The organism is Vibrio syngnathi (genome assembly GCF_002119525.1).
GTDB classification, from domain to species: Bacteria; Pseudomonadota; Gammaproteobacteria; order Enterobacterales; family Vibrionaceae; genus Vibrio; species Vibrio syngnathi.
The window spans coordinates 401,028-418,536 of sequence record NZ_CP017917.1 but is presented as its reverse complement, the minus strand read 5'-3'; the positions used below and the strand labels follow the sequence as shown (position 1 = coordinate 418,536).

Below are 17,509 nucleotides of genomic sequence, written 5' to 3'. Positions count from 1 at the left end.
GTATTGAGCTCCTCACCGCTATCAGAGCTATCAGAGCTATCAGAGCTATCAGAGCTATCAGAGCTATCAGAGCTATCAGAGCAAATAATGATCCGCCAACAGAGCAACAAACAAGATCATGAGATGATAAATGGAGAACTTGAAGGTCTTCATCGCCATGTTAGGCTCATCACGATACTTAAGTACCCAAGCGTGATAGACAAACCCACCGTTGAGTACCAATGAAGCGCTCAGATATATCCAGCTGCTCATGCCGACCAATACAGGCAATATACACACGATGCTAAGCAACAAGGTATAGAGAAAAATAGAAGTCTTGGTGTATTCGATTCCGTGGGTCACAGGCAGCATGGGGATGTTCACTTTGGCATACTCGTCACGACGATGAATTGCCAGCGCCCAGAAGTGCGGAGGGGTCCAAATAAATATGATCATCACCAATAACCAAGCGTTTGAATGAAGCTCATTAGTAACTGCCGTCCAGCCCAACAGCGGAGGCATTGCACCAGCGATCCCTGCTATCACGATGTTTTGCGGCGTCGCTCGCTTTAAGTACATGGTATAAATCACCGCGTAGCCCAACAAGCTTGCAAAGGTTAACCAAGCGGTGAGTTGATTGACCCACACCACAAGCGTGACGAAACCAAGTAAGCCAATACCCGCGGCAAAGCTGAACACGCGCGCACTACTCAGTTCGCCGGATGGTAAAGGGCGTCGATTGGTTCGAGTCATCTGGCCGTCGATCTTTTTATCGATCAAATGGTTAAACGCAGCGGCTGAACCTGCCATTAACCCAATCCCAATCATCCCGAACAAAGTTTGTTGCAAAGGCAATCCATTCGGTACAGCCAAACACATTCCAACCAATGCAGTCAGCAACATCAAAGCCACCACTTTCGGCTTGGTCAGTGTTAAATAGACCTTCCAAACAGCTTTGTTTTTTGCAGCCATTTCATTGCTTAAAGCTATGTCATTGTTGGCTGTTATCTTATGAGTTAAGGCTGCGTCTTGAGCCACCACTTCATACTGTGTTGACGTTCTACTGACCATGATTACCTCCTTGTAATACACTGTTTTTCACCAATCTCTGACTTGGTTTGCGTTGCCACACGACAAAATTGGTGACAACCATGCTGATGAGCAACATAGCTGCGACTAGGTTATGCAAAACCGCGACTGAGATTGGCAGGTGAAACCATACATTACTGATCCCAAGGCTGATTTGGGTAAACAGGACTATTGCGACAATCACGCTCAGCTTTTGTTGAGGCGCTTGGCCAAATTTCCATAGCTGGTAAACGATCATCAGCACCGTTAACGTCGCCACAATAGCCCCGAACCTATGCATGACATGGATTGTGAGCCTTGCGGGATATTCCAACACACCAAACTCATAGTTATCATGGCCGTGTTGAGCAAAATCGAACGCATTTTTGAAGTCGAGATAGTTCATCCAATTACCTTCACAGATGGGTAATTGGGTGCACACCAACGCGGCATAGTTTGACGACGTCCAACCACCAAGCAGTATCTGCCCAACCACAATAAGTAACCCAAACAGCGCCCAAACTTTAAGTGATGAAGGATAGGCAGCCTCGCCAAAACGGCTTTGGAATTGAGACAAACGACAGTAGAGCAGACACAACAGTGACAGCAACGTGAAGCCCCCCATCAAATGCGCCATAACCACAACGGGCATCAACTTGAGAGTCACCGTCCACATTCCAAGCAAAGCCTGAAATATCACGGTTGCAGAGATAAGTAATGGTAGACCAGCCGCTGTTATATTCTTTTTAATACACCAAGCAACAACGACAAAGATAAGCAGCCCTAATGTTCCTGCAAAGTAGCGATGGATCATCTCTATCCATGCTTTGTCTGCTTCGAGAGCACGTTCTGGAAATTGTAGATTGGCTTGATTAACAGCTTGGGTATTCGAGGGAACGGTGATCTTTCCATAGCACCCAGGCCAGTCAGGGCAGCCAAGGCCAGCATCCGACAGACGTGTATAAGCGCCGAGAACAATCACGGTAAGTGTTAACAAGATAGTTAATCTCATCACGAGCATGAGTAAATCAGGGGCTTTATTCTGCATCACTTATCTCCCTATACTTATTCCCTTTTCGCTAACAACACTCAGCATTAACGCAATCTTCTACAACTCATCAACTCAAGCTCATCAACTCAAGCTCATCAACTTAAGCTGATTAACTACCCAACTCGTGACAGCTTGAGTAGCTTTCTTAGATCATGAATCATGCCTTTAGATTGACCAACTAACTGCGAAGGTTCTGAAACGCTTTTGTACTCCATAACCAACTGTCCTAGTGGGTCAATAATGACAATAGAAGCAGGCGAAAACTCGGTACTCAATTGATCACCACCCGCTAACAAAGACAAATCAGGCTTATCAAGCGAACCCGATAACGAATTACCCTCAGATACAAAAACAACGGCGGTCACTCGCTCTTTGTTTTTACCTAGCGCCAAGTAACTTTGATTCAAATAATGGAGTTGCTGTTCGCATAAGCTTTCACACTCTGTAGGAGCGATATAACCCACTAACCACCCTTCTCCAGCCATGGGTATCGTTACGCCGAAATCCGCAAGCGTGGTTCTTGGTTCGACCAATTCGCCTGAGTTAGTGACACCTGAGGTATACCAATTCTGGTCCAACACCGTTTTGGCGATAATGGCTGGCAAAGCGAAAATTAAAACGAGTCCGATTAATACCAAGCGCCCTTTAGTTCGACGGTTTCTAAGCTCAGCCATGTTTGCCTCGGTACTTTCCCTGTTCATTTTTACTTGAGATTTATCCATCTTTCTTCCTTGTTGTAGGCGCTGCCTTTAAGTCGCTATTTCAAGTTCCTACTTCTTCTTATTCATGTGGCCATTTTTCTTAAAATATCGGAACCCAATCAACAACATCAAAAACGAAAGTACCGCTGCCATTACAAACCATTGAAATGAGTAACCGAAGTGCTTTTCAGATTTCATCGCAGTTGGTCGCCACAACAACTCATAAGGCCACGATTCTAAGCTTTGCGGTTGGAAAACAAAGGGCAGCACTTCTTGCCCGGTGTACTCTGATAACGCTGTTATGTTTAAGTTTTGGATTCTATTCGGTGTCGTATTTTCTAATCCCAACTCATGACTTAGAGGGTTCAACGAACGTGTGTACAAACGCCCTGACATATTGGTTGGTAGTGTGATGCTTCCTAATTGGGGTAGCTCTCTTCTGTCACTGCTTGCCGCAATGAACCCAAGATCAATCAACAGTTGTTTTCTTCCATCTTGTGTTGGAACTGCACCCAACATGTAAATCACATACCCTACCGTTCCTTGGTTAATCTGGTTGTCTAACAAGAGTAACAAGCCACTCGTATTGACTAATTCGACATCAGCCTTTAATCCATTTAGGGTTTGAGGGTTTAATGACTCTTGACCAGATGAACCCAGTTCTCGCAACTCAGAAATAATGACACCTAGAGATTGTGACGATTGCTGTGCTCGTTCTGATAGCTGTTGTTCATAACGCAATTTCTCGTTACCACGCTCTAACTGCCACAAACCCAACTTGATTAAAATGCCGACTGAAACCACAGTTAAAACAACCGCTATCCAAAAACCTTTACTGCGGAACTTGTGTTCATCATCAATCAATCGGTTTGGAGTTATCACTATGGCGTCATCTACCTTTGTGTTGTTGTTTAAAATTGTATTGGTCGCTTTGCTATTTTTTATCGTTTTCAATTTGATGAAAGGCCTAATCCAAATCGCCTCGGGTAAACACAATGGAAAAAGACTCAGTCACTTCTTGGGTCGTCGAGTCATGTGGTCAGCTGTTGTCGTGTTGCTGTTATTACTGGCTTTAGGTTCAGGAGTGATAACGCCCAACCCTCGCCCCTATTAATCCCCAATAGGCTCAGCAGTTAGAGCACATAAACAAACACAAACAGACCTAACCAAACCACATCAACAAAGTGCCAATACCAACTGCCCGCTTGGAACGCAAAGTGGTCTTTCGGAGTGAAGTGGTCTTTCGCAACTCTCGCCAGTAACACAATCAAAAAAATCGTTCCCAAACAGACATGCAAACCATGGAATCCAGTCAATAAGAAGAAGGTGTTGCCATAGATGCCAGATTGAAGTGTCAATCCCATATCTTGATAAGCGTGAAGGTACTCTTCAACTTGGAAGAACAGGAAGAAGCCAGCCAGAACAATGGTTATCTCTAGCCACACGATCAAAGCCATACGCTTATTTTGTTCAAGACTGATATGTGCCATGTGCAGCGTCACAGAAGAAAGCAGCAGGATAATGGTGTTCTTAAGCGGGATACCTTGCCAAGACATAGCTTCTGTCGTCACGCCATCAGGTGTCGTGGTTAACGGCCACATTGATTGGAACATCGGCCACAACACTTCATGGGTCATTTCATTGTTGCCCGCACCGCCAATCCAAGGGACAGAAATCATACGAGCGTAAAAAAGCGCACCAAAGAAAGCACCGAAGAACATGATCTCAGAGAAGATGAACCAGCTCATTCCTTGTCGAAAGGAACGAGATATTTGCTCAGAATAGAGTCCACTCAATGATTCCGTGATCACATTGCTAAACCAACCCGCAAGCATGAAAAGCAATACACAAAACCCAACTAACAGCACCGCTTTTCCAAACACGCCACCAGCAGCATCGGTCCCCATGTTTTGTACCGTTAAACCAGCACCAACCGCGACCAAAAACAAGGCAACAGCACCCACCAATGGCCAGTGACTTTGATGTGGAACGAAATAAACTTCCTTTTTAGAACTCATCGCTCAACTCCTTATGTTGATACTGGTTCTGTAAATCCCTAGTTACTTGCGAGTGTGCTCGCTTCAGGCTTACTTGCCTTTCCACTCACCTGACTCGTGATGTTAAACAGCGTATATGAGAGCGTGAGTGTATGTATCGATTCTGGAATATCTGGCTCAATGTAAAATATCAAACCCATTTCAGCGGTCTTGTACCCGTCCAATGGCTGCTGATTAAAGCAAAAGCATTCCATCTTATTGAAGTAAGTTGCTCCCATACCTGGAGAAACCGATGGTACGGCTTGGCCAACCAATGAGGCTCCAGATAGGTTTTTAGCTATGTAGTTAGTTTGAACCACTTCACCAGGGTGAACCTCTAACACTCGAACTTCAGGCGAGAACTGCCACGGCATATCTGGCTTAATGTGCGACATGAATTCAACACGAACAGTACGAGAGTAATCAGGCTGCATTCCCTGAGGTTGCACCGCTGAAACGGTATTAGTTTTGCCATTAATACCTAAAGCCTCACACATCACATCGTAGAGCGGCACTAAAGCAAAGCCGAAACCAAACATCGCAACCACGCTCAACACCAAGTAGCCCGTCAGCTTTTTGGTAGAGCGCTTATTAGACAGGTGCTTTGGTTGTTTTTTATCTTGATTGGGATCGCTTTGCTTATCACTCATAGCTCATTCCTCTAATCAACTTTAGGCGGATGAGTAAAGGTGTGGTGAGGCGCAGGGCTTGGTACTGTCCATTCTAGCCCTTCAGCCCTATCCCAAGGCTTGCTTGGTGCAGGCTCTCCGCCTCTTACGCACTTAATAGCCAGCCATAAGAAAATCAATTGAGACAACCCAAAGGCAAAACCACCAATCGACACGACTTGGTTAACGTCAGCAAATTGAATGGCGTAATCTGGAATACGACGCGGCATGCCCGCTAGCCCTAAAAAGTGCATAGGGAAGAACAGTACATTAACTGAGATTACCGACGTCCAGAAATGCCACAGACTGAGCTTGTGGTCGTACATATGCCCAGTCCATTTCGGCAGCCAGTAATAGGCGGCGGCCATAATTGAGAACACAGCACCTGTCACCAGAACATAGTGGAAATGAGCCACAACAAAGTAGGTATCGTGGTATTGGAAATCAGCTGGCACGATAGCGAGCATCAATCCGGATAACCCACCAATCGTAAACAGAACTATAAAGGCAATCGCAAACAGCATTGGAGTTTCAAAAGTCAAAGCCCCTCGCCACATGGTCGCGACCCAGTTGAAGACTTTCACACCGGTCGGCACCGCTATCAACATGGTGCAATACATGAAGAACAGTTCGGCAAATACCGGCATACCCGTGGTGAACATGTGGTGCGCCCAAACCAAGAATGACAGCAATGCGATACTACAAGTCGCGTATACCATAGAGTGGTAGCCAAATAAGCGCTTGCCACTGAATGCAGGGATGATGGCAGAGACAATACCAAAAGACGGTAAAATCATGATGTATACTTCGGGGTGTCCAAAGAACCAGAATATGTGCTGGAACATCACCGGGTCCCCACCACCAGCGGCATCAAAGAAGCTAGTACCAAAGTATTTGTCGGTCAGCACCATGGTCACCGCACCCGCGAGCACGGGCATCACGGCTATCAGTAAGAAAGCGGTAATTAACCATGTCCATACGAACATCGGCAGCTTGAACCAAGTCATACCTGGCGCGCGCATGTTGACTATCGTGACAATGACGTTGATCGCCCCCATGATCGAACTGATCCCCATAATATGAACTGAGAATACGAATAGCGCCGTACTGTCTGGGCCATAAGTTGTCGAAAGTGGCGCGTAGAAGGTCCAACCAAAGCTCGGGCCGCCCCCTTCTGTAAACAAAGATCCGATTAAGATTAGAAACGCAAAAGGCAAGATCCAGAAACTGAGGTTGTTCATTCTCGGCAGCGCCATATCTGGTGCACCGATCATCATCGGAATCATCCAGTTAGCCAAACCCGTAAATGCCGGCATCACCGCACCAAATACCATGATTAAACCGTGGACTGTGGTCATCTGATTAAAGAAATCGGGCTCAACGAGTTGCAAACCCGGTTGGAATAGCTCAGCACGGATCACCATCGCCATCGCACCACCCGTTAAGAACATCGCAAAGCTAAACCAAAGATACAGTGTACCGATGTCTTTATGATTGGTTGAGTAAAGCCAACGCGCCCAACCTTTAGGTGCCGCATGTGAGTCGTGATCGTCAACAGGCAAATCATTATTGCCTAGTGTACCTTCCGTAGAATGACTCAGTGCTTGGTCTTCTGCTGGAGCCGATTTCACCGGCTTATTGATTGGTGAACTCATAACTGCTCCTTAGCATCGTTTTGTGCTTTGTCCATTAAGCCTTGCGTTGCATCCGTTGAACCTTTCGTTTCATCCGTTGAACCTTGTTCGTCAGAAGCTTGTTCCCCGCCTTCTTGCTTGGCTTTATAAGCGTTCACATCTGAAGCCTGAACAATATCGCCGGTGTTATTACCCCAAGCATTTCGCTGATAAGTCACTACCGCTGCGATCTCTTTCTCGGTTAACTGATTATCGAATGCTTGCATCGCCGTTCCGCCACGACCATAAACAATGGTGTCGATATGAACATCGACATCACCAAGCGCAATAGGACTTCCTTTGATGGAAGGGAATGCTCCGGGAATGCCCTCACCGTTTGCTTGGTGACAAACCGCACATCGAGTTTTGTAAACCTCTTCACCGATGGTATTCAACTCTTCCAAAGAAAGTGACGCATCTAATGCATCTTTCGCGGCTTGTTGTGCGGCTACTGCCAATTCTTTCTGCTCCGCTAGCCATGCGTCAAAGTCGTCTTCTTCCATGGCGTGCACCACTATCGGCATGAAACCATGAGCGCGGCCACACAACTCTGCACACTGCCCTCGGTAGACACCGGGCTCATCTATCTTTGTCCAAGCCTCATTAATAAAACCCGGAATGGTATCTTTCTTAACGGCGAATGCTGGCACCCACCATGAGTGAATCACATCGTCGGAAGTCATCAAGAAACGGACTTTACGGTCAACAGGCAGTACAAGCGGCTTATCAACTTCTAGCAGGTAATGGGCGCCTTTCACTTCGATGCCTTCAATCTCTTTGTCACTGGTTGCTAGGAGGCTGAAAAACTCAACGTCTTCACCAAAATAGCTGTAATGCCATTTCCATTGTGACCCTGTGATTTTAACGGTCAGATCTGATTGGGATGTGTCTTCCATCGCTATTAAGGTTTTAGTGGCGGGTATCGCCATAGCAATAAGGATAATAATAGGAATGATAGTCCAAAGAATTTCTACTTTCGTGCTTTCGTGAAAATGAGCAGCAACGGCCCCCTTCGACTTTCTGTGCCTCAGAATCGAATAGAACATCACTCCAAAAACAACAAAGGCAATCGCACAGCAGATATAGAAGATCAGCATATGAAGCTCGTATACCTTACCGCTGATCTCAGTGACACCTTGAGTCATGTTGTATTCACTGCTTGCATGCACCAAAGGCGACACCAAAACCACAACAAAACTTTTCAAAAGCCACGCTAGCCTAACCAGTAATCTTTTCAAAAGATCTCTCCTTATCCTTCCTAATTGGATACTTGCGACCTAAATGTCGTTGCGAGCTCTGTTTCATTACGAGCTACATGTCATTACGAGCTATATGTCATTGCGAGCAGGACAACATTCATTGTTATTCCGATTGCATGAAAAGGCTGAATCTCAATCTACTACTCACATGGAGCTAGCCTGTAAACGGTCTGCTGACCTCATCTCAACCTAAGAGCTAATACGGCTAATAAGCGTTGGAAGTTTCCATGAAAGATTCAAAAACGGCGAATTTGTTAAATTTTGTTATATTTATGTAAAAGGCTAGTAAGTGACATCCAATTATTCAAGGTAAGTTTACTTACTAAACAGTCAATTATTTAAAGTGGCTAAGCTACACGCCCTCTTAACGTTAGAATTTATTTTAAATCGAGTTTTACGATTGCTTTCATAGAAATGATAATCAGTATCATTTAAGTTAACCCAACAGAAAGATATCCCGACATGAAAAGGTTTAGTGATTATGCAAGATGCAATGAACTGGTTAGCGAGAGACCCAGACCCAAGAACTCGTGAAGAGCTTCAATACCTTATCGACGAGGGAATGCACGACGAACTTGAAGACCGTTTTACACAGCGATTAGAGTTTGGAACAGCGGGCCTTCGAGGCAAAGTAGGATGTGGTCCAAACAGAATGAACCGCTTGGTGATACAAGAAACGGCAACAGGCCTTGGCCATTACTTGATTGAACATGTCGCCAATGCCTCGATTCGTGGCGTCGTTGTCGGTTATGACGGGCGTTTAGATTCAAAGCAATTCGCCATTGATACGGCTTCTGTACTCACCGCATTGGGTATTAAGGTTTACCTAACCTCCGATGTCGCAGCAACCCCTATTGTTGCTTTTGGTATTGAGCATTTCAACGCAGCTGCCGCTGTTGTTGTTACGGCGAGCCACAACCCGCCGGAATACAATGGCTTCAAAGTATACTGGGAGAATGGCGCTCAAATCATTCCTCCTCATGATGCAGGTATTGCTGCTGAAATAGACATCGCATCAACCAAACCCATCCCATTAATGAGCCTAAGTGATGCTGAAACACAAGGTAAGCTGGTGTGGTTAACTGAAGGTTATTATCAAACGTACCGTGCTGCTATTAATCAGAGCCCATACGTGAATAACACTCTTGAATCGGCGAATACCACCATCACCTATACGGCAATGCATGGGGTGGGGGCAAAAATGGCGGAAGATCTTCTTCACGATGCTGGATTCCACAAGGTCTTCAGTGTTGCCGAACAAAGAGAGCCTGATGGTAACTTCCCAACCGTGAACTTCCCGAACCCCGAAGAAAAAGGGGCAATGGATCTCGTTATTAACCTCGCAAAAAGTGTCGATGCCGACATAGCTTGTGCCAACGATCCAGATGCAGATCGATTCGCCGTTGCGGTCAGAACTGACGATACAGCTAGAACTGATGATACTTCCTATAAAATGCTAACGGGTGATCAAGTCGGCGTGCTATTCGCACATTATTTGCTGTCTAAACCGCATACCAAAAACCAGTTAGTGGGTAACAGTATCGTATCTTCAACTCTGCTTAAAAAAGTGGCTCAAGCCCATGGTGCGACTTACTTCCAAACGCTGACGGGCTTTAAATGGTTAGCGAATATTGGCATGCAATTAGAAGATGAACAGAACGAGTTTTTGTTCGCCTATGAAGAAGCATTAGGCTACACAATTGGTACTCAGGTACGAGATAAGGATGGGCTATCGGCTATCGTCGTGTTTGCTCAATTGGTTGAAGAGCTCAAATCTCAAGGTCGAACCGTTTGGGATCTTCTTGCTCAAATTTCATTTGAACATGGTGTTCATACCAACGCGCAACGAAGTATTGCCCTAGACCCAGATTCGCCATCGATTGGTTCTAAACTCAGAGCCGCACAACCTAAAGCTATCAACGGTGTTGCTATCTCCGTGATTGAAGATCTGCAGTCATCTTTACGCTTTGTAATTGGTGGTAATACTGAGGCGATTAACCTACCGGCAAGTGACGTACTCATTTATCATCTCGAAGACGGCTCACGCATTATCGTAAGACCTTCCGGCACTGAGCCAAAAGTTAAGGTTTATTATGAGACGGTGACAAAATTCGAAGGGACTGAAACCTACGAAGACACTCGTCTACGCGGTGAAGAAAACATGGAGAAGCTCATCGAACAACACCAACAAGAACTGAATTCTTAACGATTTAGTATTTTTAACCTTTAGGGGTTGAACGTAAAAAGTGGTTGCTCGCCCAAATAGGTTGATCGCAAAAACGGGTTGACCACAAAAAGGGGTTGACCACAAAAAGGGATTGACCGCAAAAAACGGTCGAAAAAAAATGGACGCTTCTAAGCGTCCATTTTTGTCTCAGCGAATAACCGCAATAAACTGTTTGATCTGTCATCTACGAGGTAAAGAAAGAAGACAGCATCCACACTGCTAACACGATGAAAACTCCGCCCATCACTTTCTGCTGATAGGTGCGAAACTTAGCATTTTCTACCAAAGATTTACCAATCGTACCCACTAATGCCACAAGTAAAAAGTTGAACGTTAAACCTAGCACATTCAGCAATAAACCCAGAACGAGCATCTGCTCACCGGAAGTCGCTTCAATATTCGTCGACACAAACTGCGGTAAGAACATCACAAAGAAAACCAATGCTTTAGGATTAAGCAGGTTACTAATAAGTGCTCGTTGGTAGTAGGCTTTTGCAGCACGGTTATCGCTTAACTCAGGCGCATCGCCCTGCTCTGTTCGAAGACAATCCCACCCCATCTTTAATAAGTACGTACCGCCTAATAGATGAAGGGCTTTTAAAGCCACAGGGCTCATCGCAATCAACGCAGAAACACCCATTGCAGCCAATACTGTCAGGATAATTCCAGAAGTCGCATTACCTAAGCTCGCAAACACACCGACCTTACGGCCATAGCTCATGCTTGAGCTCGCGATGAGTAACATATCAGGACCAGGTAAAAGGAGAAGTGCAACAACGGCCGTCAAGTAAACCGGTAGAATAGTTAAATCGATCATGAGTTTCAGCATTGATAAAAATGGAGGCGAATTTTATATCAATTACAAACACCCTTCCAGATGCAATTGGTTGCTAGCCGTCAAATTGATCGAATTAAACACCACAAATAAACAATAAATCCAATTTATTAACTAAATACAAAAGAACAATTAACGTGCTACCCACTCGATCTCAATCAAAGTGGTTTCGCCACACTTTAAACGACCAAGAAAAATATCGCCTTGATGTACCTCTCCAACACCTTTCGGAGTGCCCGTCATCACAACATCACCGTCTAGCAAAGTCGTATAAGAAGATAACTCTTCGAGGATGGTCTGTGGAGAATACAGCATCTGTTCAACATGCCCTTTTTGAACGCGGACACAGTTAATAAATAACTCTAAGTTTAAGTCAGAGAGGTTTAAATTACCGATGGGAACAAAGCGGCTAAAAACAGCAGACCCATCAAAAGCTTTAGCACGCTCCCAAGGCAGGCCTTTCGCTTTCAAACTACTTTGTAGCTCGCGTTTAGTAAGGTCTAAACCTAGCCCCACAGCAGAGTATTCACCGTTTTCAACAATGAAGCAGATCTCAGCTTCATAATGTAACGTTTCTTGATGGAAAGATGACAGAGAGGACGTAACGCTAGTGCTCGGCTTATTAAACACCACCATAGAGTCAGGGATAACATTGTTAAGCTCTTCGATGTGATCAACATAATTGCGCCCAATACACAGTACTTTGCTAGGTGTTGCTGCTCGTTTCGAATTCATCAATTGCTCCTGATCTACAACGCTGCTCATAGTTTGTCCCTAAACTCTTTTTTGGAGCGCAGAGTTTACCGCATCATGAAAAGAGAATCTTCGACAAGATAGTTACCAATATCTAAATTCTGATCTTTAGCTCAATTAAATGATTTAAATACTTTTATCCGAAGATCACGACGTATAAGAACTGATGACAAGAGCCATAGCGATGTAGATCATAGCTGTGTAGATCATCGCTGTGTAGATAATCCCTGCGCAGATCATAGCTACGTAGATGAAATGAATCGCTGGGTAACATGAAAGAAAAACTAAAACAGAGCGTATAGAACGAAAGAAGCCCTCTCAAACCAAAAGGCTTGAGAGGGCTTAGCATGGTGTCTAGGACAGTATCCGAAAGGTGAACCTAAGGAGTAAACACTATGCATAATAGTGGTCAAACTAAATGAGTCGCGACTTATAGGTAGAAACGAGCACCAATAGTCCACTTGTCGTCAGTTTTTCTGTTGTCTGCATCGTTTAGATCAAACTGATAGCCAGTGTAGCCAACAACATTACTCGTAAAGTTGTATTCAGCTTGTAGAGCTAGCTCTTCACGGTCAGTTTGTGTTGCCGCGCCTTTCGTCGCTTCGCCTTCAACAACTTCGTAGTTAATGCTTAAGTTTAAGCTGTTCGCTAAAGCGTAAGCCGCTAGCAATTCATATGCATCACTTTCTTCAAGGCCTACGTTCATGTTTTCGTTTGAAGCGTAGATACCTGCTAGGTATAAACCTGAACCGTAAGAACCGTATGCAGCAGAAACTAGGTGAGATTCAGCTGTCTTAGAAACACCACCCTCTTTGAAGTCACCAGTGTTGAAGGCATAACCCAATTTAACACCAGCGATTGAGTAACCAAGAGTCGCTTGAATACGGTCATCGTAAGACACAGTTGAACGACGAGTAATTACAACACCACCAACAACATTTTGAGTGTCAGTCGTTACGTCATTGCTGCCCTGCCAACCTAGACCAAAGCTAAGCTCACCCGCTTCACCAAAATCAAATCCGTTGCGGTAACTTGCCATTTTGTCTGCACGACCAGTACCTAGTGCACCGTGGTTGTCGTATAAGAAATCATTCGCGAAAGCGATCGGCATATCTGTTGCTGAAGCTACATCGTAGTATGGTGCCCACTGAGTACCTGCAACAGCACGACCTAGGTCATCATGAGTTAAACCTACATAACCAAGACGAGTAGTAAACGACTCATCACCACCGTTTAGGTAATTAAGCGCCCATTCGCCTTTAGCGTCAGCTGTGAAGCCATTGCCTAATTCTTGCGTAGCATTAAAGTTAATACGTGGCGAGTTTGTGCCAACATCCGTATCGCCTTTCTCTGAACCATTCAGGTTTACAGAAACGTGACCACCAACAGAGAAGGCTGTACCGTCTTCGTTATAAAGCTCTACCGCAACTGCCTGTGTACCAAATACTGCACCAGAAATTGCTAGCGCTAAAAGTTTCTTATTCATTGTCATATCCATTTGTAACTGGGAGAGTGATTCCATAACAACCTCGTACTTACGGAGAGGTTGTTACCTGCATTTAACAAGTGGGAAAACACTAATATACGACTGACAAAAAAGTTGCATTAAAATATATAAAATAAAAACAATTGCATCATAAAAAATAAAAAATAACTTAAAAACAACAAGTTAAAATGCGATCATTAACTAAACCTTGTTATCTTTTGAGATAAAGACCTTGGCTTTTTTGATTTCTTAAGCGAAAAAACAACATTGAAAACTTAAGTTAGTAGCCACTCATCAGACCATTAAGTGACATACCATTAACCTAGAAACATCTTGTAACATTGCGAGGCCAGTTGAAATATTTAGCTTTGTGAAAAAATTTTTAATTTGAACTAAGAAGGTTGGTTTATTGGTTTATTGGTTTATTAAGAGTCCACTAGAGCAAATACAAAAAAGGGCAACCAATCCGTGACTGGTTGCCCTAATACAAGTTAGTACATTCTTATTTGAAGCAAACCTCAGCCCAGCGGGCTAAACCGGCGGTTACGGAACCGAAGTAGTTACCACTCACGATAGGCACATTCGGTACGGCTTGCTGCACTGCTTCACGAAGTATAGGCGAACGAGCAGAACCACCCGTCATGTAGATGACATCTGGCTTTTTTTGACCTTGTTGAATCGCTTCTTTGACCAATTCAATCATCTTAGATTTTGGCGTTTCAATCGCTTCGATCATCTGTTCAACGGAGATATCTACTTCGATCAACTCTGATGCAACATTAATCGCAGTTCGATATTGGGAGCATTCTGCTAATGCAATCTTGGTTTCTTCCGCCCGACGTACAATGCTGTAACCTAAAGTATCGTGATAAACCTTCATTAAACGGTCTAACTTTTGAGGCTCTGATGCTTCTTTACGAAGTAACTTTAATGCCGCTAGGTTTTCTCTTGAATAAAAGTTTTTCTGAGCTTCTACGTTGTTTATCGCAATTGGATTCCAGAATTGAGTCAACGGCATGTCGATACCCGAAATGCCTTTGCTGCCCATACCGAAAGGTGACATCAGTTGTTTGAAGGCAAGGTAGATATCAAGGTCATTACCCCCTACCCGCTGTCCGCTGTGAGCAAGCAAACTTTGAGTGCGATCCGCTTTACCAGACCAGGTTGGCCCCATTTCCAACAATGAGCAATCGGTGGTACCACCACCAATATCGACAACCAATACCGTTTGGTTTTCAGTCAAAGTACTTTCGTAATCAAGGCCTGCAGCGACCGGTTCAAATTGAAAAGCGATATCAAGGAAGCCTGCACGCTTGGCTGCACGCGAGAGTATATCTTCAGCTTGTCGGTTTGCTTCTTCACCACCTCTACCATGGAAGTTAATTGGTCGACCGATAACAGCTTGTTTGATCTGCTCTTGAGTCGTGAGTTCGGCTTGGTGTTTAATATTCGCCATCATGGCGCACACTAAATCTTCGAAGAAACTCACCTGAACATCATGCAACCCGCTTGCGCCAAGAAAAGACTTAGGGGATTTTACGTAATAAACATCGCGAGGGTCTTCTAAGTAAAGGTCCAACGCCGCCTGACCAAATGCCATGTCTTCTGGCACCAAATCGATACTCTCTTCTCGGTTCAGAGCGATCGCACGTCGTAACACCTGTTCACCGATTGCATCACTCGGTTTGATATTCAAATGGCGAAATAGGTGCTCAGAAACACTTTCACGAGTAGGAGCAAATACGGTTGAGGGAATATAGTGGTTGTCACCTTCTAGCGGTAACAGGCTTGGTTCTCCATCAACCATCGCCGCGACAGAACAGTTCGCTGTTCCATAATCAAATCCAATAAACATAATATCCCCCACTCAACAAAAGGGGCGAGATGCTACATGAAAAGTCTCAAAATTACGAGTTGCTTTGTTAATTTTACTGAGTCAATTCTTGGTTAACAGGGCTCTGCAAAGGGAAACAAATATGCTACATTTCAGCCCAAATGAATCACGGGTTAGATAGATGAAAACACCTTGCCGAGCGGCTTGTAAAAATAATGGCGGAATGTGCAGTGGCTGCTTTCGAACTATAGATGAAATTATAGGTTGGAAAAGCTTATCTGAAGACGAACGAACGTCGGTAATGGAAAACCTTAGTGGAGTCAGTTCAACTCACCAATGTCCGCAGTGCCATGAGCCAGCTCAATGCGATATTAGTGCGGGTAAAGAGACGTGTTGGTGCTTTGAGTTAGAGAAGCGTGATACTAGCAATATTCCAAAGGCTGGTGCTTGCATGTGCCGTAAATGCCTGTCTGCCTTGCCTATTCAGTAGCTTACGAACCTAGTCAAGAGTTTGCGAGCCTGTTCATCATATACAAAAAAGCGAGAGGTTGTTCTCTCGCTTCAAGATACGACATTAAGTTTCTACCTGCTAACTATTAACTATTAACAGTTACCTAGTTAGTTGTTACTTCGATTTTGCAATCAGCGCAGGCTGAGAGAACTGTACACCGCTCCAACCATGAGTCATGAAGTTACGAATATTTTGATGGTCAGTGTTCTCTGGAAAGCCTAATACGTCATTACGATAAAACTGGCCAAAACAAGCGAGTGTTTGCTCTGCCGATAGACCTTGATCTAAACCAAAAGCAAAAATCTTACACGAACCATTATTCTGTCCTGCCGCATTCACTACATCGCCATTACGAAATTCACTCTCAGTAAAATCATAATGAGCTTCTATCACTTGTATTGTGTCTTCAAATTGCACGCTTTCTGGGGTATCAGTCAGAGTATTCAATAAGGTTTGCAGTTCCATTTACTATTTCTCCATCAAGTACATAACTGAAGCAGTGTATCTTGTTTTTCAGCAAGAGTAAGCCGTTGTTTACTTTAATCCGCTATTCCTTTTTTTGAGCTTCAACTCCACTTACTTCAATGAAACTAATGACATAGTTTTATCAGAGCGTTATATTATTTTATCAAACGGTCAATATTGTTTAGTCACGAATATGCATAAAGACAGAAAGTTAGAACTGTTCAGATACCTTAAACCAGGTACAAAAACAGCAGGTGTATTGGAGTTTGGCCTAGACGACTCAATCCAGATAAACACACTTTATATCGGACACAAAGAAGATCAGTACCTTGTGCTTGAACTTTCAAAAAAAGCAACCGAAGCACTGACGCTAAGAAAGCTCATCAACGTTGATATTATTGTTCGTGCTATTACCGATACTGAACTTGGACACATTATCGCGTTTAAGACGACTGTACTGGCTCACATCACCTCGCCAGCGCACCTTATCTTTCTTCGCCCACCCTCAAGCTTTGCGAACAAACCTATCCGTGAACATGAAAGGTATAAGATACGCCTCAGCTGTGAAGTTACCGTCGATACTTTATCGCTAGATGCCACTCTAGTTGATTTTTCAGCTTCAGGCTGCGGCATCTATCTCACACAGCAATCAGACATCGATGTGGGTTGGAATATAAAAGTAAATTCTGATTTAATTGAATATTTGGATGACGATCTGGTTTACAAAGTGGTGAGTAAGAAAAGGCAAAGACAAGGCTGGCTATTAGGCATTCAGTTTCCTCAACACCTAGATATGAGTGATGAATTGAAAACGCTTCTGTTGGAACAAGCTTTTGTCACTGGCTCTATATAAATATAAGAAAAAGGAATACAAAAAAAAAAGGAATACAGCTCAAAATGGTCTCTTACGCGGCTCTAAACCCGTAGCACCTAGTCAATACTATCAGTTAGATAGCGCCATTT

General features: G+C 44.1%; 17 protein-coding genes. 4 read left to right on the top strand and 13 right to left on the bottom strand.

Going from position 1 to position 17,509, the window contains the following annotated elements; translation table 11 throughout:
• Nucleotides 1-75 precede the first annotated feature (75 nt).
• The 4 genes from cyoE to K08M4_RS16745 all read right to left on the bottom strand — a co-directional run bounded on the left by cyoE (nucleotide 76) and on the right by K08M4_RS16745 (nucleotide 3,795).
• Entirely contained in the window at nucleotides 76-1,050 is a 975-nt protein-coding gene (gene cyoE / locus K08M4_RS16760) for a heme o synthase (RefSeq protein WP_086050717.1), read from the bottom strand.
• The gene (locus tag K08M4_RS16755) at nucleotides 1,040-2,095 is read right to left on the bottom strand and encodes a COX15/CtaA family protein (RefSeq protein ID WP_086050716.1); all 1,056 of its coding nucleotides are present in this window, start codon (nucleotides 2,093-2,095) and stop codon (nucleotides 1,040-1,042) included. Before K08M4_RS16755 ends, cyoE begins: the two co-directional genes overlap by 11 nt.
• A 116-nt stretch (nucleotides 2,096-2,211) precedes the next feature.
• On the bottom strand, nucleotides 2,212-2,820 hold the full coding sequence (locus K08M4_RS16750) for a redox-active disulfide-containing membrane protein (protein WP_086050715.1): 609 nt from the start codon (nucleotides 2,818-2,820) through the stop codon (nucleotides 2,212-2,214).
• Between the two features lie 48 nt (nucleotides 2,821-2,868).
• A complete protein-coding gene (locus K08M4_RS16745) occupies nucleotides 2,869-3,795 on the bottom strand; it encodes an SURF1 family protein (protein ID WP_086050714.1) in 927 nt (308 codons plus the stop codon).
• On the opposite strand from K08M4_RS16745, the gene K08M4_RS16740 reads away from it, so the two are divergent.
• Entirely contained in the window at nucleotides 3,683-3,913 is a 231-nt protein-coding gene (locus K08M4_RS16740) for a DUF2909 family protein (RefSeq protein WP_086050713.1), read from the top strand. The two genes, K08M4_RS16745 and K08M4_RS16740, sit on opposite strands and share 113 nt — an antisense overlap.
• Before the next feature lie 19 nt (nucleotides 3,914-3,932).
• On the opposite strand, the gene K08M4_RS16735 is transcribed toward K08M4_RS16740, so the two are convergent.
• The 4 genes from K08M4_RS16735 to coxB are packed head-to-tail and all read right to left on the bottom strand — an operon-like array spanning nucleotide 3,933 to nucleotide 8,414.
• Entirely contained in the window at nucleotides 3,933-4,817 is an 885-nt protein-coding gene (locus K08M4_RS16735) for a cytochrome c oxidase subunit 3 (protein WP_086050712.1), read from the bottom strand.
• A gap of 38 nt (nucleotides 4,818-4,855) precedes the next feature.
• On the bottom strand, nucleotides 4,856-5,485 hold the full coding sequence (locus K08M4_RS16730; protein WP_086050711.1) for a cytochrome c oxidase assembly protein: 630 nt from the start codon (nucleotides 5,483-5,485) through the stop codon (nucleotides 4,856-4,858).
• A gap of 11 nt (nucleotides 5,486-5,496) precedes the next feature.
• Nucleotides 5,497-7,158: a cytochrome c oxidase subunit I gene (gene ctaD, locus K08M4_RS16725; RefSeq protein WP_054542972.1), complete on the bottom strand. Its 1,662-nt coding sequence runs from the start codon at nucleotides 7,156-7,158 to the stop codon at nucleotides 5,497-5,499.
• On the bottom strand, nucleotides 7,155-8,414 hold the full coding sequence (gene coxB, locus K08M4_RS16720) for a cytochrome c oxidase subunit II (RefSeq protein WP_086050710.1): 1,260 nt from the start codon (nucleotides 8,412-8,414) through the stop codon (nucleotides 7,155-7,157). Before coxB ends, ctaD begins: the two co-directional genes overlap by 4 nt.
• Before the next feature lie 502 nt (nucleotides 8,415-8,916).
• Between coxB and K08M4_RS16715 the strand changes: the two genes are divergently transcribed.
• Entirely contained in the window at nucleotides 8,917-10,641 is a 1,725-nt protein-coding gene (locus tag K08M4_RS16715; RefSeq protein ID WP_086050709.1) for a phospho-sugar mutase, read from the top strand.
• 205 nt (nucleotides 10,642-10,846) lie between these two features.
• Here the strand turns inward: K08M4_RS16715 and K08M4_RS16710 are convergent, their stop codons facing one another.
• The 4 genes from K08M4_RS16710 to yegD all read right to left on the bottom strand — a co-directional run bounded on the left by K08M4_RS16710 (nucleotide 10,847) and on the right by yegD (nucleotide 15,591).
• A complete protein-coding gene (locus K08M4_RS16710) occupies nucleotides 10,847-11,479 on the bottom strand; it encodes a LysE family translocator (protein ID WP_086051498.1) in 633 nt (210 codons plus the stop codon).
• 150 nt (nucleotides 11,480-11,629) lie between these two features.
• Nucleotides 11,630-12,262: a fumarylacetoacetate hydrolase family protein gene (locus K08M4_RS16705; RefSeq protein ID WP_086050708.1), complete on the bottom strand. Its 633-nt coding sequence runs from the start codon at nucleotides 12,260-12,262 to the stop codon at nucleotides 11,630-11,632.
• Nucleotides 12,263-12,680: 418 nt separating this feature from the next.
• The gene (locus K08M4_RS16700; protein ID WP_086050707.1) at nucleotides 12,681-13,736 is read right to left on the bottom strand and encodes a porin; all 1,056 of its coding nucleotides are present in this window, start codon (nucleotides 13,734-13,736) and stop codon (nucleotides 12,681-12,683) included.
• A 502-nt stretch (nucleotides 13,737-14,238) separates the two neighbouring features.
• Nucleotides 14,239-15,591, bottom strand: coding sequence for a molecular chaperone (yegD, locus tag K08M4_RS16695; RefSeq protein WP_086050706.1), 1,353 nt, complete (start codon nucleotides 15,589-15,591; stop codon nucleotides 14,239-14,241).
• 160 nt (nucleotides 15,592-15,751) lie between these two features.
• Here yegD and K08M4_RS16690 point away from each other — a divergent pair, with 160 nt between their 5' ends.
• Nucleotides 15,752-16,060: a DUF1289 domain-containing protein gene (locus tag K08M4_RS16690; RefSeq protein ID WP_086050705.1), complete on the top strand. Its 309-nt coding sequence runs from the start codon at nucleotides 15,752-15,754 to the stop codon at nucleotides 16,058-16,060.
• Between the two features lie 135 nt (nucleotides 16,061-16,195).
• Here the strand turns inward: K08M4_RS16690 and K08M4_RS16685 are convergent, their stop codons facing one another.
• Complete coding sequence (locus K08M4_RS16685) at nucleotides 16,196-16,546, bottom strand: HopJ type III effector protein (RefSeq protein WP_086050704.1); 351 nt, start codon at nucleotides 16,544-16,546, stop codon at nucleotides 16,196-16,198.
• A gap of 193 nt (nucleotides 16,547-16,739) precedes the next feature.
• Here K08M4_RS16685 and K08M4_RS16680 point away from each other — a divergent pair, with 193 nt between their 5' ends.
• Nucleotides 16,740-17,399, top strand: coding sequence for a PilZ domain-containing protein (locus K08M4_RS16680; RefSeq protein ID WP_086050703.1), 660 nt, complete (start codon nucleotides 16,740-16,742; stop codon nucleotides 17,397-17,399).
• The last annotated feature ends 110 nt before the right edge of the window (nucleotides 17,400-17,509 follow it).

Coding starts and splice junctions, on each gene's coding strand:
- cyoE (WP_086050717.1), bottom strand. CDS start 1,050: ATGGTCAGTAGAACGTCAACACAGTATGAAGTGGTGGCTCAAGACGCA.
- K08M4_RS16755 (WP_086050716.1), bottom strand. CDS start 2,095: ATGCAGAATAAAGCCCCTGATTTACTCATGCTCGTGATGAGATTAACT.
- K08M4_RS16750 (WP_086050715.1), bottom strand. CDS start 2,820: ATGGATAAATCTCAAGTAAAAATGAACAGGGAAAGTACCGAGGCAAAC.
- K08M4_RS16740 (WP_086050713.1), top strand. CDS start 3,683: ATGGCGTCATCTACCTTTGTGTTGTTGTTTAAAATTGTATTGGTCGCT.
- K08M4_RS16735 (WP_086050712.1), bottom strand. CDS start 4,817: ATGAGTTCTAAAAAGGAAGTTTATTTCGTTCCACATCAAAGTCACTGG.
- K08M4_RS16730 (WP_086050711.1), bottom strand. CDS start 5,485: ATGAGTGATAAGCAAAGCGATCCCAATCAAGATAAAAAACAACCAAAG.
- ctaD (WP_054542972.1), bottom strand. CDS start 7,158: ATGAGTTCACCAATCAATAAGCCGGTGAAATCGGCTCCAGCAGAAGAC.
- K08M4_RS16715 (WP_086050709.1), top strand. CDS start 8,917: ATGCAAGATGCAATGAACTGGTTAGCGAGAGACCCAGACCCAAGAACT.
- K08M4_RS16710 (WP_086051498.1), bottom strand. CDS start 11,479: ATGATCGATTTAACTATTCTACCGGTTTACTTGACGGCCGTTGTTGCA.
- K08M4_RS16705 (WP_086050708.1), bottom strand. CDS start 12,262: ATGAGCAGCGTTGTAGATCAGGAGCAATTGATGAATTCGAAACGAGCA.
- K08M4_RS16700 (WP_086050707.1), bottom strand. CDS start 13,736: ATGAATAAGAAACTTTTAGCGCTAGCAATTTCTGGTGCAGTATTTGGT.
- yegD (WP_086050706.1), bottom strand. CDS start 15,591: ATGTTTATTGGATTTGATTATGGAACAGCGAACTGTTCTGTCGCGGCG.
- K08M4_RS16690 (WP_086050705.1), top strand. CDS start 15,752: ATGAAAACACCTTGCCGAGCGGCTTGTAAAAATAATGGCGGAATGTGC.
- K08M4_RS16685 (WP_086050704.1), bottom strand. CDS start 16,546: ATGGAACTGCAAACCTTATTGAATACTCTGACTGATACCCCAGAAAGC.
- K08M4_RS16680 (WP_086050703.1), top strand. CDS start 16,740: ATGCATAAAGACAGAAAGTTAGAACTGTTCAGATACCTTAAACCAGGT.